Source organism: Thermomonospora umbrina, assembly GCF_003386555.1.
GTDB classification, from domain to species: Bacteria; Actinomycetota; Actinomycetes; order Streptosporangiales; family Streptosporangiaceae; genus Thermomonospora; species Thermomonospora umbrina.
The window spans coordinates 852,957-867,878 of sequence record NZ_QTTT01000001.1; the positions used below are offsets into that span (position 1 = coordinate 852,957).

Below are 14,922 nucleotides of genomic sequence, written 5' to 3' on the forward strand. Positions count from 1 at the left end.
GTGGTCAGCTCCATTCGCGTGCGAGGGCCTTCACGGTGTCCTGCGCTCATGGTCGCCCCCGCAACTTGAGCCCCCTATCACGGGCGCGTGAAAGCCTTGTAAACCCGACGGAATCGGCAGGACGCTCGCCCGGGCCCCGTCGCATCGCCCATAATGACGACTACAGCTCGTGACAGTCGCGTCACACGAGAGGCCGGCCGGGGTGGAGCGATGACGTCGCTGGATCCGTCGGAAGCCAGGCTCGCCCGTCGGGACAGGCGCCGCGTGCTGCCGTCCCCGCCCTGGTCCGCGCCCGATCCCCGGGACGAGCGGCGCGCCGCCGTGCAGGCGGCGCTGGCCCCGCTGTTGGCGACCCACCGCACGGCGTTCCCCGACGGCGACGTCCACGAGCTGTGCCGGGCCTACGACGTGGCCGAGCGCATGCACCGGGGCCAGCTCCGCAAGTCGGGCGCCCCGTACGTCACCCATCCGTTGGCGGTGGCGATGATCCTGGCCGGGATGGGGATGGACACCCCCACGCTGGTGGCCGCGCTGCTGCACGACACCGTCGAGGACACCCCGTACACGCTGGGCGAGCTGCGCGCCGACTTCGGCGAGGAGGTCGCCGTCCTGGTCGACGGGGTGACCAAGCTGGACGGCGAGCGCTGGGGCGACCGCAAGGAGGCCGAGACCTTCCGCAAGATCGTGCTGGCCGCGGCGGCGGACCTGCGGGTGCTGGTGATCAAGCTCGCCGACCGGCTGCACAACCTGCGCACCCTCGGCTTCCAGCCCGCTCACAAGCGCGCCCGGTACGCCACGGCGTCACTGGAGCTGCTGGTGCCGTTCGCCGAGCGGCTGGGCATCCACGTGCTCAAGCGGGAGCTGGACGACCTGGCGTTCGCGCACCGCGATCCGGAGGCCCACGCGACCACGTCCGCCGCCGTGTCGCGGGCGCTGCGGGGGGCGGGCGGCGCGTTCGGGCCGGCGCTGGCCCGGCTGCGCGCGTCGCTGGCCGACCACCGGCTCACCGCCGACGTGTCCGTCCGTCCCCGCCACCTGTACGCGGTGCACCAGGACTTCGGCGGCGACGTGGTGGGGCTGCGGCCCTGCGAGGCGGCCCGGGTGCTGGTGGTCGTCGACGGCGAGGAGCGCGACTGCTACGTCGCCCTCGGCGCGGCCCACGCGGCGCTGCACCCCTGCCCGGGACGGGTCAAGGACCACATCGCGCTGCCCAAGTTCAACCTGTACCAGGCCCTGCACACCCGGGTGATCAGCCCGGACGGCGACCCGCTGGAGGTCATCATCCAGAGCCGGGCCATGCACCCGGTCGCCGAGTACGGCATCATCGCGCACATCCGCGACGCCGGCACCGAGGCCGCCACCGCCGACGCGGTGGCCGGGCGGCGCGACCTGGTGTGGCTGAGCCGGCTGCTGGCCTGGCAGTCCGACGCCCCCTCGGCCGACTTCCTCGACGGTCTGCGCACCGACCTGGCGGGCGGCAACATGGCCGTGTTCACCCCGGCCGGCGAGATCGTGGCGCTGCCCGCGGGCGCCACCGCCCTCGACTTCGCGTACGGGCTCGGCGCGGAGGCCGGCGACCACAGCATCGGGGCGCTCCTCAACGGCCGGCTGGCGCCCCTGTCGGCCGAGCTGCGCAGCGGCTACGTCGTGGAGATCCTCACCGACCCGGAGGGCTGCCCGTCGGCCGACTGGCTCGACGTGGCCACCACGGCGCCCGCCCGCGTCCACATCCAGCAGTGGCTGTCCCGTCGCCGTGCCGAGGAGGCGTCCGACCTGGGGCGTCGTCGCCTCGTCCGGGCCCTGGCCGACCGTCGCGTCGACCTGCTGTCCGCCGAGGCGCACGGCGAGTCCCTGGCCATCGCCCGCGACCTGGGCTACGCCGAGATCGACGACATGTACGCCGCCCTGGGGGCGGGCACCCTGCCCCTGGACGATCTGCTCACCCGCTTCGGCGCTTGAGACCCGGCCCTTCACAGGCGCGGGTCGACGCCCGGCGGGCCGGGCCATCGGGCGGAGAGCGTGGCGGTGGCGGCCAGGAGGCCGGTGACGACCACACCCGTCGCCAGGTTGATGATCGCGGTGGCGACCCGGGCCTCGGCGTCCGCGCGGACGATCAGCGGGACGATCGCGGCCATCGCGGTGATCGGGCCGCAGACCCAGACCATGGCGTTCACCGGTCTCGGCGACACCGCCATCAGGACGTGCAGCATCGCCACGGCCTGCACGGTCAGGGCCGCCGCGCACAGCGCGTAGGCGACCCCGACCGTCAGCCCGCTGGTGTGCGGGCTGACGGGCGCGGGCACCGGCACGTCCAGCACCCCCCGGGCCAGGACCCCGCCGATCACGGTCACCAGGGCCGCGCACAGCGCGGTGACGAGGCCGCCCGCCCACAGCCGGCCGACCCTGATCTCGGGGCCGGCCGACAGCGCGCTGTGCAGGGCGACGAAGCCGCGGTAGCGTTCCAGCGAGGCGTCCGGCCCGACCCGGGCGGTCGCCCGGCAGCGGTAGGCCCGCCGTAACGGGCGGCGCGCCGCCCCACGGGGGCGGGTCCGCTCCCGGTGGGCGCGTGGTCCTCGACCGTCGTCCGGAGAGGGCCCGTAAGGCACCTTGGTCATGCCATCACCCCATACGGCCACCTAGTGCGCCAAAACGACGCATTCCGTCCTCTCAGTCGTTGCCGAAGCCGCACGGGTCAAGACCAACGACACACCAGGCGTCCGCAATAAGCACGCCAACCGGCGGCGGACGGGGCGGATCAGGCGGGGCCGACCCGGGCGGCGCTGCGCACCACCTCGTCGACCAGCCCGTACTCCCGGGCCTGGGCGGCGGTGAACCAGCGGTCGCGGTCCCAGTCCCGTTCGATCTGGTCGACCGGCTGCCCGCTGTGCTGGGCGATCCTCTCGCTCAGCGTGCCGCGCACGAACCGCATCTGCTCCGCCTGGATCTTGATGTCGGAGACCGAGCCGCCGATCCCGCCGGACGGCTGGTGCATCATGATCCGGGCGTGCGGCAGGGCGTACCGCTTGCCGGGGGCGCCGGCGCACAGCAGGAACTGCCCCATCGAACCGGCGAAGCCCAGCGTCAGCGTGGCGACGTCGTTGGGGACGTACTGCATGACGTCGTAGACGGCCATCCCGGCCATCACCGAGCCGCCGGGCGAGTTGATGTACAGATGGATGTCGGCGCGGTCGTCCTCGGCCGACAGCAGCAGGATCTGTCCGCAGATCCGGTTGGCGATCTCGTCGTCGACCTCCTGGCCGAGGAACACCACCCGCCGGCGCAGCAGCCGTTGGAACACCTCCTCGCCGACGGGCGGGCCCGACGGCCCCCGGGGGCGCCGTCGAGCAGGGCGGGGGACGAATGCGTGATGGTCACGTGCTCACCTTCTCGGGAAATGGCGGTTCGGGCCATTTCGACGTTAGGCGCAGAACCGTTCCGCGAACAGGAAAATACGCGCCGGGCGAATTCCTCGTTCAGCGGATTTTCACGCAGAACGTATAAGCCCTGTGCGAATTCCGTTGACAGGCCGACCGTTCCCCGTGCGACGTGAGAGGCTCGACGACGACGACGACGTCGACGGAGAGGCGGGGCACGTGCGGCTGGAACCGGGTGACCTGGTCACCGTCGTCGCGCCCAGCGGTCCGGTGGACGCCGACGCGCTGCGACGCGGCGTGGCGGTGCTGGAGGGCTGGGGCCTGCGGGTGCGGGTGGCGCCCTGTGCCGGCGGGCACTGTGATCCCGTCCTCGGATATCTCGCGGGACCCGACACGGCGCGCGCTGCCGACTTCGGCGAGGCGTGGGCCGATCCGGAGGTGCGCGGAGTCCTGTGCGCCCGCGGCGGATACGGGGCGCAGCGCATCATCGATCTGATCGATTGGGGACGCGTTCGCGCCGCGGGGCCGAAGGTCTTCGTGGGCTCCAGCGACATCACCGCCCTGCACGCGGCGGTGGCACGGCGTTTGGATCAGGTCACCCTCTTCGGGCCGATGCCCGCCGGAACGGCCCTGAGCAGCGACCCCGCCACCGCCGAGGCGCTGCGCCGGGCGCTGTTCGAGGGTCTGGAGACGGTGTCGGCGCCCGACGGCGAGGCCCTCGTCCCCGGGACGGCCGAGGGGGTGCTGCACGGCGGCACCGTCACCCTGCTCGCCACGAGCCTGGACGCCTTCGAGGGCGATCCCCCGCACGGCGACCGCATCGTGTTCCTCGAGGACATCGGCGAGGCCGTCTACCGACTCGACCGCTTCCTCACGCAGATGCTGAGGGCGGGGTGGTTCGACGGGGTGGCCGGGATCGTGTTCGGGTCGTTCATCGACTGCGGGGCCGAGGCGGAGTTGCGAGCGATGCTGCTGGACCGCCTCGGCCCCCTCGACGTGCCGATGTTGTGGGGCCTTCCGGCCGGTCACGGCCCCACCCAGCTCACGCTGCCGTTCGGGGCGCCGGCGGAGCTGTCCGCCGACGACGCCGTCCTGCGGTTCCCCGACTGAGGGTCACGCGGCGCGCAGCGACTCCCCGACCTCGTGCATGTGGCCCAGCGCCTGCGCGTACGACTCCAGGGCGCTCGTCTCGGCGTACGGCAGGCCCACCTTCGCGCAGTGCTCGCGCACCAGCGGCTGCAGCCTGCTCAGGTTGCACCGGGGGATGCTGGGGAAGAGGTGGTGCTCGATCTGGTAGTTGAGGCCGCCCATCATCCAGTCCGTCACCACGCCGCGCCGGATGTTGCGGGAGGTGAGCACCTGGCGGCGGAGGTGGTCCCACCGCTCGTCCGGGCCGGGCATGGCCATGCCCTTGTGGTTGGGCGCGAACACCGAGCCCAGGTGCAGTCCGAAGAGCGCCTGGTGGACGAGGACGAACGTGATCGCCTGCGCCGTCGGCATCAGTGTGAACGCCAGCGCGAAGTAGCCCACCAGGTGGACCGCCATGAGGCCGCCCTCGAGCAGCCGCTCGCGCCAGGACCGGCTCCGCAGGTCGAGCAGGCCGGCGACCTTGAGCCACCAGCCCTCCAGCGTCAGCAGCGGGAAGAACAGCCCCGCCTGGTGCCGGGTCATCCAGGCGGCGAGCCGCCGCCGGTCGGCCGCCTGCTCGGCGGTCCACACCAGGACGCCGGAGGCCACGTCGGGGTCCTTGTCGACGTGGTTGGGGTTGGCGTGGTGCCGGTTGTGCTTGTCGGTCCACCAGGCCGAGCTCATCCCGGAGATCACGTTGCCGAACAGCAGGCCCAGCCACCGGTTGGCCCGCGCCGACCGGGCGATCTGACGGTGCCCGGCATCATGGCCCAGGAACCCGGTCCGGGCGCTGATCATCGCGGCGGGCAGGGCCAGCGCCACCGCCCACCACGCCCCGTCCGCCAGCGCGACACCGACCCAGATCCCCGCCGTGGCCAGCAGGTTGAGGGCGATGATCGCGCTGTAGTACCCGCGCCGGCGGTCCAGCAGCCCGCTGTCGCGGACCTGCCGGGACAGCGGCGCGAAGTCGCTGCCGGGGGCCCGGGCGGGGGCCTCGGCGGGGGCGGGGGCAAGGGTTTGCGGCATGAAGCGATCCCCTGACGTCGAAGGGTAGGTCTTCGCACGCTATGGAGAAGCGCCGCGGAATCTCGTCCCCTAGGAGAGCCAGATCTCATCTGGTCCCCAGGTCTCGGTCGGTCCCGGAGGGACGGGGGCACGGGGCCGCGCGGACCGCCTCAGGAGGTGATGAACTGCGTCGCCGCGAGGTCCCGGTACATCTCGTCGGCCTCGACCAGCTCCGCGTGCGCGCCGACCGCGCGCACCTCCCCCGCGTCGATCACCACGATACGGTCCGCGCTGGTGACGGTGGACAGCCGGTGGGCGATGACCAGCACCGTCGTCGTCCGGGCGATGTCCTCCACCGCCTCCCGCAGGGCCATCTCGTTGGCCGCGTCCAACTGCGAGGTGGCCTCGTCCAGCAGCAGGAGCCGGGGTCGGCGCAGCAGCGCCCGCGCGATCGCGACCCGCTGGCGCTGCCCGCCGGACAGGGTCGTGCCGCGGTGGCCCACCCGCGTGTCCAACCCGTCGGGGAGCTGCTCCAGCAGGCCGCTCAGCCGGGTGCGGGCCAGCACGTCGAGGATCTCCTCGTCGGTGGCGGCGGGCGCCGCGTACCGGAGGTTGTCGCGCAGCGTCCCGGCCATGATCGGCGCGTCCTGCTCCACGTAGCCGATCACGGCGCGCAGCTCGGGCAGCGACCACTCCCGCACGTCCCGGCCGTCGACCGCGATCACGCCCTCGGCGCTCTCGTAGAACCGCTCCAGCAGGGCGAACAGCGTGCTCTTCCCCGCTCCGGACGGACCGACGATCGCCGTCATGCCCGCGCCGGGCACCTCGAACGTCACACCGCGCAGCACGTCGCCGTGGTCGTCGGCGTACCGGAACGACACCCCGGCGAACGACACCGCCGCCGACCCGCCCGCCGCGGCGACGCCGGCCGGGGCGTCACCGTCGGTCGGCTCGACCGGCAGCACCTCGACCTCGCGCATCCGACGGACCGCCGCCAGCCCCGACTGCCACGCCGTCGCCGCCTGCACCACCTGCGCGATCGGGAACGTCAGATAGAACAGGTACAGCAGGAACGCGATGAGCGCCGACACCGTCATCGCGCCGGACGCCACCCGGGCGCCGCCGACGCCGAGCACCACCAGGAACGCGACCTGCACGGCCACCCACGACGTCACCCCCGAGATCGCCTCCCAGCGGGCCCGCTCCACGCCGTGCGTCCACGCCTCCCGCGCCGCCTCGCCCGCCTGCTCGGTCTCGCGGGCCTCGGCGCCGCTGGCCTTGACGGTGCGCAGCGCCCCGAGCGACCGCTCCAGCACCGAGCCCATCTCGCCGACGGCCGCCTGCACGCGGACGTTCGCCCGCGCGATCCGGGGCATCACGAAGACCATCGACAGCCCGATCCCGACCAGCACCGCCAGCGTCGCGCCCAACAGCAGCAGGTCCATGACACCCATCAGCACGATGGAGGCCACCAGGATCACCGCGCCGTTCAGCCCGTCCACGATGCCGTGGCCCGCCACCGTCTGCAGCAGCGTCGTGTCGGACGTCACCCGCGACATCAGGTCGCCGGGCTTGGCCCGGTCGACCGCGCCCACGCGCAGCCGCAGCAACCGGCCGATCAGCCGCCGCCGGGCCGCCAGCACCACGCTCTCGGCGGTCCGGCCCAACAGGTACGCGCCGAGCGCCGCGATGACCGCGCCGCCCAGCACCACGAGGGTCAGCAGGCCCAGCGGACGCCACAGCGAGTCGCCGCGATCCAGCGTGTCCACCACCATCTTGGCGGCGAGCGGCTGGAGCAGCCCGGCCACACCCCCGATGAGACCGAGTACGCCGGCGAGCACCACCACCCGGCGATGCGGGCGGACGTGCGACAGCAGGATCCGCCAAGCGGGCGTGTCGGCCATCTCGGCGCTCATGGATCACCACGGTAGGTAGGCCGCACATCGGATGCCTCAGCCCGCAGGATCGACCCGCCCGACACGCTCTCCGCCGCACGGAGGACGCCGACCCGGTACCTGAGGACCAGTGCCGCACAAAGACGCTGAGTACCGGCCATGGGGTACCCAGCCGGGATTGAGTACCCGTACGGAGGCCGCCGGCTCCGCCACCCCCGAACATCGAAGGGTGTCCCTCTTCACCCGCCTCGCCACCGCCGCCCGCCGCCGTGAACGCGGCGTCCCGGCGCTCGTCGTCTCCGGGCTCTACGCCGCCCTGGTGCTGGGCACGGCCGTGTTCGTCGAGGCCGTCGTCCTCTTCTCCGAGGACCCCGGCTTCGTCGGCGTCTGGCTCGTCCTGGTGACCCTGCCGCTCTCCACCTTCGTGCTCGGGCTCACCACGGTGCTGGTGCCGGACGGGGGCGGGGGCATCCTCGAGAGCCTCGTGCTGTTCACGATCCCCTGCGCGGCCGTCGGCCTCCTGCAGTCCTGGCTCCTGTGGCGCGTGTTCCGGGGTCGCCGCAGGGAGCCGGCCCCACGATGATGTGTCCGCGACGCCGTGACCCCGCAGGTCCCGAAGGCGGTAACATCTCTTCCCGTCAAGGGGCTGTGGCGCAGTCTGGCAGCGCGGCGAGCTTACACCTCGTAGGTCGTCGGTTCGAATCCGGCCAGCCCCACTCCTGACCTGGGCCGGCATGGTCATCGGCGTTGCCGTTTTCCCTGCCGGTCCTTCGTCATGCCTGCCCGGGGGGCGACCCCCGGACCCCCGATGTGGGGGCTCCGCCCCCACACCCCGCTCGGGTTCGGGACGTGCGATCGGCGCGGGGTGATCCCTCGGGGGCCTTGGGCGAAGGATCAGAAGTTGAAGATGTGGCCGCCGGTGAGCAGGTTGGCGTGGCAGGCGTTGGTGAAGGACTTCTTGTACGAGCGCGGCGAGCCTCGCCAGGTGCCCGTCACGGACGCCGTGACGGGCTGCACGATGTGCGGACACATGCCGTTGACGGGCTGAATCAGCTCGATGTGACCGTCCGCCTTGATCAGGTCCTCGCAGGCGAACTCGGCGTCGGGGTGCGTCCCGGCGACCGGCTCGCAGGTGAGCGTCGCCGTTCTGGGCGTCCCCGTGCCGTTCTCCGGGACGACGGCGAAGGTCAGTTGGGTGGACGGATCGGCCGAGACGGGGCCCGCCAGTGCCACCGATCCGCCCATCCCGAGCACGAGGGTGAGGACGGCGACGACGTTCTTCGACGCATGAGGCATTCCGCGCTCCCTAGCTGATTCTGAATGATTCGCCCGCCGGATCCCATTTCACCATCGCGACCTCGGACGCCCGTGGCCTGAATCGGCCACGGCCTCGACCGGCCTCGACCGGCATCGCCGAACGGGCGCGTTCGCCACGTGGGGACCACCGATCGGCGCACAGCATCATGTCAAGCGGGTGCGCGGGCCGCCCGCCCTTTCGCACAGGTGCTCGGAGTCGCCGTTCCGATGGCACGGCACGCTGCCGCCTCGCCGGAAATCGAATCCCGTCGCGTGCGACAACGGCGACTTCGTGGCGGACGAGAGGGAAATCGGCCGTCGCGCGAAAGCGGTGACGGCCTTTAGAGCTGGGCGTCCGGGGGCGTGTCGCCGCCGCGCTCGGCGAGGAAGCGCTCGAACTCCGCGCCGAGCTCGTCGGCGGTCGGCATGTCGTTCTCCTCGGCGAGGAGGCTCTCGCGTTCGGTGGCCCCGGCGAAGGCGTCGTACTGCTGCTCCAGGGCCTGGACGACCTTCTCGACCTCGTCGTTGCCGGTGACCTGCTGGGCGATGTCGGCCTCGGTGCGGGCGGCGGCCTCGCGGAGGGCGTCGGAGGGCAGGACCAGGCCGGTGGCGCCGATGACGGCCTCCAGGGCGGCCACGGCGGCGGTCGGGTAGGCCGACTGGGCCAGGTAGTGCGGCACGTGCACGGCGTAGCCGAGGGCGTCGTGGCCGGCCTCGCCCAAGCGGAACTCCAGGAGGGCCGAGGCACTGCCCGGCACCTGGACGCGGTCGAAGAAGGAGGTCCGGGTGACCAGCTCGGGCCGGGTGGCATGGGCGGTGAGGCCCACCGGGCGGGTGTGCGGGACGCCCATCGGGATGCCGTGGAAGGAGATCGCCAGGCTGATGCCCAGGCGTTCCACCAGGGAGCGGACGGCGGCGGCGAAACCCTCCCAGAGGCGGTCCGGCTCGGGGCCGGTCAGGAACAGGAACGGGCTGCCCGCCTCGTCGCGCACCAGGTGGACGACCAGCTCGGGGGCGTCGTAGCTCTCCCAGTGGTCGCGGTCGTAGGTCATCACGGGACGCCGGGCCCGGTAGTCGATCAGGGAGTCGACGTCGAAGCGGGCCACCACCCGATGGTCCAGGGAGTCCAAGAGGTGCTCGCGCACGAGTTCGCCGACGGACCCCGCGTCCACGAAGCCGTCCAGGCTGTACAGCAGTACCGGCCCGGTCATCTCCGGGAGGTCCCCGGAAAGCTCGTACAGATCCTCAGGGTTGCGCACGTCGCCCCCACCTCGTCCCGGCATCACTGATGCCCAACATAGGACATCGAAGGATTCATCCCGTCGCCAAGTGGCCGCCTCGTCGTCACCGGCGGCGCTCTTGCCGAGCCGGGGCGGCGGGGGTGCAATGGGCGCAGCCCCGTTCCGGACGACCGGCTGGAGGTTCCATGGGTGCCGAGCCCGAGGTGTTGCTGAGCTACACGCCGCCGGATCTCGCGTGGGCGGGATGGGTCCGCCGCGAGCTGGAGACGGCGGGCTGCCACGTCCGGCCGAGGGCGTGGGACCCGGACCCCGACGGCGCGCGGGCGGACCTGGCGGAGGCCCCGTACGCGGTGGTCCTGGTGTCGGCGCCGGCGCTGGAGTGGATGGGCGCGGACGGCCGGGCGGCCCTCGACGCGCGGCAGGCGACCGGACTCGCGACGCTGCGGGTGCGCGTGGACGCCTTCGGGGCCGGTGAGCGGATCGACGTGGACCTCCCCGACGCTCCGGAAGGGCGGCTCGCGCGGCAACGGCTGCACGCGGGGCTGGAGCGGCTGGGCCTGCCGCGCGAGGCCCGCCCGGAGGAGGAGGCGACCGGCGCGGTGCGCTACCCGGGCGACGGCCCCGAGATCTCCAACCTGTCGCGGCGCAACCCGGTGTTCACCGGTCGCGGCGATCTGCTGAACCGGCTGAGGGGACTGTTCGCGCGCCCCGGCCACGACGGCACGCGGGGCCTCGCCCTGTACGGGACGGGCGGCGTGGGCAAGACGCAGCTCGCCCTGGAGTACGGATACCGCCACCGGTCCGCCTACGACATCATCTGGTGGATCGACGCCAAGCGGTCCACCAGCATCGAGCTGGGGCTGACACAACTGGCCGACAGCCTGGACGTCCCCGCGACCATGCACCAGGACGAGCGGCTGGGCCTGCTGTGGGAGGTGCTGCGGGAGCGGTCGCGTTGGCTGCTGGTCTTCGACGGGGCCGAGGGCGAGGACACCCTCGAGCGGTACTGGCCGCCGGGCACCGGACACGTGCTGGTGACCTCGCGGAACGCGGCGTGGCCGTTCCTGGTCGAGGAGGCGCTGCCGGTCGAGCGGTGGACGCGTCCGGAGTCGGTGGCGTTCCTGGAGCGGCTCTCGTCGGCGCCCGGCGACGGCACCGCCGACCTGGTGGCCGCCGACCTCGGCGACCTGCCGCTGGCGTTGGCGCAGGCGGCGGCGTACGTGCGGGCCCGGTCGCTGACGCTGGCGGGGTACCGCGAGCTGTTCCACGAGCACCGGGAGAAGATGACGGCGTCGCACCGCCCCGCCGGTTACGGGCAGACGGTGATGACGACCTGGCACATGTCGATCGAGGAGGCCGACCGGATCCGGCCGGGGGCCCGCGACCTGCTGATCCTGCTGTCGTTCTGCGGCACCGAGCACGTGCCCAGGGCGCTGCCCGTCGACCGGGTGGACGCGCTGCCGGAACGGTTGGCGGCCGCGATCGGGACGGCGGAGGACTACGACCGGACGGTGGAGGCGCTGTCGACGTACTCGCTGCTGACCGCGCTGCCGGACGACCTGATGGTGCATTCGCTGGTGCAGCTCACGGTGCGGGCGGGCCTGACGGCCGAGGAGCGGCGGACGTGGGCGGAGACGGTGCTGCGGCTGCTGGACCGTGCGCTGCCGGAGGAGGTCGGCGACTCCAGCGCGTGGCTGCCGTACCACGTCACCCCGCAGGTGCAGGCGGCCTGCGACATCGCGCGGGCGTACGGGGTGGCGCCCGGGCCGATCGCGACGCTGCTGCACAACAAGGGCCGCTACCTCAACGCCCGCTCCGACTACGAGACGGCGCGGCGGATGCTGGAGCAGGCGCTGACGCTGCGGGAGAATCCCGCCGAGCCGGACGAGCTCGCGGTGGCGGACACCCTCGCCGCGCTGACCGGCGTCTACATGAACCTGGCGGACCTGACGGCGGCGGAACGGGCCTGTCGCCGCAGCCTGGACATCCGGGAACGGCGGTGCGGCCTCAACCACGCGAAGGTCGCCGACATCATGTGCGACCTGGGCCGGGTGCTGCGGGAGCGGAACCGGCTGGAGGAGGCCCGCCAGCGCAGCGAGCGGGCCCTGGAGATCGGTGAGGACGCGTTCGGGACGGAGCATCCCCGGGTCGCCGACTACGCCACCTACCTCGGGATCGTGCTGTGGCGGGGCGGCCGGCTCAGCGAGGCGCTGGACGTCCACCACCGGGCCCTGCGGATCCGGGAGCGGGTCGGCACGCCGCACCGGCTGGCGTCCACCTGCAAGCACATCGGGCTGCTGTACCGGGACCTGCGTCGCTTCGACCTCGCCGAGGTCTTCCTGGAGCGCAGCGTGGAGATCCTGCGGTCGACCTACGGCCCGAGCCATCTCGACACGATCGAGGTGGAGATCCATCTGGGCGACGCGCGGCGGCTGCTGGGGTTCGCCGAGGAGGCCGCCGGGATGCTGGAGCGCGCTCGCAGGCAGCGTGAGCGGCAACTCGCCCAGGGCCATCCCGACCTGGCGCTGTGCCTGGTGAAGCTGGGCGCCGCGCTGCGGGACCTGGGCCGCCTGGCGGAGGCGGACGACGCGTTGCGGCGGGCCGCCGACATCTATGTCCGCACCCGCAGCGAGGACCATCCCTACGTGGCGGAGACGCTGGTGCAGCTCGGGCCGGTGCAGCGGCTGCTGGGCGACGCGCAGGGCGCGGTCGAGACGCTGCGGCGGGCGGTGCGGATCTTCGAGGACAACTACGGTCCGTACCATCCGTCGCTGGCCGAGGCGTGGGAGCACCTCGCGCCGCTGCTTGCCGAGCGCGGCGAACGGGATGAGGCGTCGCGGTGGGCGGAGAACGCGGTGAGCGTGTACCGCTCGACGATGCGCGGCATCGACTGGGAGGCGATCAGCCCGCCGTCGACACCGTGAGCCCGGCGGGCAGCCCGACGACCTCCGGGCGGCCGGTGCGGCCGATCCCGATCCGGACCCGCCGTCCGGCGATGGACAGGCCGTCGACGTCCAGTCCGCTGGGGGCCGCGCCGGCCAGCGGCCGGACGGTGACGGTGCCGTGGGGGACGTCGGGCTCCAGCCCCAGCAGGGCGCGCAGGCACAGGACGGAGGCCGCCGCCGCCCACGCCTGGGGGCGGCAGGCGGCGGGGTAGGTCTCGGGCCCCCGGCCGGCCCGGCGGGCGGCCCCGCTCCACAGCTCGGGCAGCTCGTACGCGAAGTGGGAGGCGGCCGACAGCAGCCCGTCCATCAGGCGGACGGCGGGCCCGGCCTGGCCGCTGCGGGCCATCCCCCAGACGGCGATGGCGGTGTCGTGGGGCCAGACCGCGCCGATGTGGTAGCCGAGGGCGTCGAAGCCCGCGTCGGTGTCGGCGAGGGTCCGCAGCCCCCAGCCGGAGCACATGTCGGGCGCGGCGAGCCAGCGGGCGACCTGCTCCTCTTGGGAGGGGTCGAGGATCCCGGTGCCGAGGACGTGGCCCATGTTCGAGGCGACGGCGTCGACGGGGCGCAGGTCGGCGTCGAGCGCGAGGGCGACCCGGCCGTCCGGCAGCCGGAAGTGCTCCTGGAAGCGCCGGCGCAGCCCGGCCGCCCACACCTCCAGCTCCCGGGCCTCGGCGTCGGCGTCGGCGTCCACGTCGGCGAAGGCCCGCAGCAGCGCCGCTCCCCCGGTGGCCGCCTCGTACGCGTACGCCTGGACCTCCGCGAGCGCGATCGGCGCCCGGGCGAGGGCGCCGTCGGCGAACCGGACGGCCTCGGGCGAGTCCTTCCAGCCCTGGTTGACGAGGCCGCCGTCGTGCCGCCGGGCGTAGCGCAGGAAGTCGGTGTGCCGCCGCGTCCAGGCCAGGGCCCGGCGGACGGCGTCCATCGGCAGCGAGCCGGGCGGCAGGCCCCAGCGCCAGGCGTCCACGGCCAGGCAGACGAACAGCGGGGTGGTGTCGATCGCGCCGTAGTAGACGGGGGGCAGGACGAGCCCGTTGCCGTGGTCGGACTCGGCGTGCCGCAGCTCGTGCAGGATCTTGCCGGGCTCCTCCTCCGTGCGCGGGTCGTGGACCGTTCCCTGTCGACGTGCCAGCGCCCGCAGGGTGGAGGCCGCCACGCCGGTGCCCAGCGGCAGCAGCATCCGCGCCGTCCACAGGCTGTCGCGGCCGAAGAGCGTGAGGTACCAGGGGCTCCCCGCGCCGACGAACGCGTCGGCCGGATGCCCGGCGGGCGCCAGGGTGAGGGCGGCGAGCTGGTCGAGGCCGTGCCGGACGAAGTCGTCGAGGCGCGGATCGCCGCCAACGAGCTTGGGCCGCGTCCACGGGGCGGGGTCGGTCGGGCGGACGACCGGCGGCGGCGCGGCGTGCTCGACCGCCAGCGCCACCCGCAGGGTCCGGCTCCCACCGGGCGGCAGGTCGAGCGTCCAGGTCAGGCCGGTGGGGGGCGGCGCAGGGTCGAACGACGCCGTCACGGTCGCGTCCGTCCCGCGCCAGACCAGCCGGCCGAGCTCCAGCGTCGCGGCGATCTCGGCCTCGCCGGTCGCCCCGGAGCGGACCTGGGCGACGTCGAGCAGGTCGCAGCCGAGGTCGAGCCCGATCTCCGCCCGGCGCGGGGCGACCCCGGGGTTCCGGACGTTGATCGTCTCCACCAGCTCGTCCGCGCACCGGACCCGTTCCACGACGAGGCCGGGCGCGGCGACCGGATGCGCGCGGAACCGGGCGGTGCCGGTGCCGAGCCTCTCGCCGGGATCGAGGGCGGGGCCGAGATCCTCGCCGTCCACCCGGACCACCAGCCTGCTGAGGATGCGCCGGTCGGCGTGGAAGAAGCCGTAGGGCGGGGGCCCGTCGAGGCGGCCGTCCGGGGGCGACACCACGAACGCGGGGGCGCACACGCTGATGATGGACTCACCGATCAGGCGCTCGGCGGCGGCACGTGTCTCCATGGACGTCCCCCGTGATTCGACGACGAAGGCGCGCTCGGCGGGCGCGCACCGCGCGTGGGA

General features: G+C 73.5%; 11 protein-coding genes and 1 tRNA gene. 5 read left to right on the forward strand and 7 right to left on the reverse strand.

The features are described 5' to 3' along the window. The first annotated feature begins 210 nt into the window (after positions 1 to 210). The gene (locus DFJ69_RS03735) at positions 211 to 1,959 is read left to right on the forward strand and encodes a RelA/SpoT family protein (RefSeq protein WP_116021187.1); all 1,749 of its coding nucleotides are present in this window, start codon (positions 211 to 213) and stop codon (positions 1,957 to 1,959) included. An 11-nt stretch (positions 1,960 to 1,970) separates the two neighbouring features. Here DFJ69_RS03735 and DFJ69_RS03740 read toward each other — a convergent pair whose 3' ends face one another. Continuing rightward, a complete protein-coding gene (locus tag DFJ69_RS03740) occupies positions 1,971 to 2,615 on the reverse strand; it encodes a DUF6069 family protein (RefSeq protein WP_116021188.1) in 645 nt (214 codons plus the stop codon). Between the two features lie 140 nt (positions 2,616 to 2,755). Beyond that, a complete protein-coding gene (locus DFJ69_RS03745) occupies positions 2,756 to 3,298 on the reverse strand; it encodes a ClpP family protease (protein ID WP_116021189.1) in 543 nt (180 codons plus the stop codon). Between the two features lie 241 nt (positions 3,299 to 3,539). Here DFJ69_RS03745 and DFJ69_RS03750 point away from each other — a divergent pair, with 241 nt between their 5' ends. Then, positions 3,540 to 4,484: a S66 peptidase family protein gene (locus DFJ69_RS03750; RefSeq protein ID WP_245973984.1), complete on the forward strand. Its 945-nt coding sequence runs from the start codon at positions 3,540 to 3,542 to the stop codon at positions 4,482 to 4,484. A gap of 3 nt (positions 4,485 to 4,487) precedes the next feature. Here DFJ69_RS03750 and DFJ69_RS03755 read toward each other — a convergent pair whose 3' ends face one another. Both DFJ69_RS03755 and DFJ69_RS03760 read right to left on the reverse strand, forming a co-directional pair. Continuing rightward, positions 4,488 to 5,528: a fatty acid desaturase family protein gene (locus DFJ69_RS03755; RefSeq protein ID WP_116021190.1), complete on the reverse strand. Its 1,041-nt coding sequence runs from the start codon at positions 5,526 to 5,528 to the stop codon at positions 4,488 to 4,490. Positions 5,529 to 5,677: 149 nt separating this feature from the next. Continuing rightward, on the reverse strand, positions 5,678 to 7,423 hold the full coding sequence (locus DFJ69_RS03760; protein WP_245973986.1) for an ABC transporter ATP-binding protein: 1,746 nt from the start codon (positions 7,421 to 7,423) through the stop codon (positions 5,678 to 5,680). A gap of 208 nt (positions 7,424 to 7,631) precedes the next feature. Between DFJ69_RS03760 and DFJ69_RS03765 the strand changes: the two genes are divergently transcribed. Then, a complete protein-coding gene (locus DFJ69_RS03765; protein WP_116021191.1) occupies positions 7,632 to 7,985 on the forward strand; it encodes an SCO4225 family membrane protein in 354 nt (117 codons plus the stop codon). 59 nt (positions 7,986 to 8,044) lie between these two features. Further along, a tRNA-Val gene (locus DFJ69_RS03770) sits at positions 8,045 to 8,118 on the forward strand. Between the two features lie 178 nt (positions 8,119 to 8,296). Here DFJ69_RS03770 and DFJ69_RS03775 read toward each other — a convergent pair. Further along, positions 8,297 to 8,698, reverse strand: coding sequence for an SSI family serine proteinase inhibitor (locus tag DFJ69_RS03775; RefSeq protein ID WP_116021192.1), 402 nt, complete (start codon positions 8,696 to 8,698; stop codon positions 8,297 to 8,299). Between the two features lie 341 nt (positions 8,699 to 9,039). Then, positions 9,040 to 9,957, reverse strand: coding sequence for a proteasome assembly chaperone family protein (locus DFJ69_RS03780; RefSeq protein WP_211328500.1), 918 nt, complete (start codon positions 9,955 to 9,957; stop codon positions 9,040 to 9,042). Positions 9,958 to 10,124: 167 nt separating this feature from the next. Between DFJ69_RS03780 and fxsT the strand changes: the two genes are divergently transcribed. After that, the gene (gene fxsT, locus DFJ69_RS03785) at positions 10,125 to 12,863 is read left to right on the forward strand and encodes an FxSxx-COOH system tetratricopeptide repeat protein (protein ID WP_116021194.1); all 2,739 of its coding nucleotides are present in this window, start codon (positions 10,125 to 10,127) and stop codon (positions 12,861 to 12,863) included. Here fxsT and DFJ69_RS03790 read toward each other — a convergent pair. Beyond that, positions 12,841 to 14,862: a glycogen debranching N-terminal domain-containing protein gene (locus tag DFJ69_RS03790; protein ID WP_116021195.1), complete on the reverse strand. Its 2,022-nt coding sequence runs from the start codon at positions 14,860 to 14,862 to the stop codon at positions 12,841 to 12,843. The two genes, fxsT and DFJ69_RS03790, sit on opposite strands and share 23 nt — an antisense overlap. Positions 14,863 to 14,922: the final 60 nt, after the last annotated feature.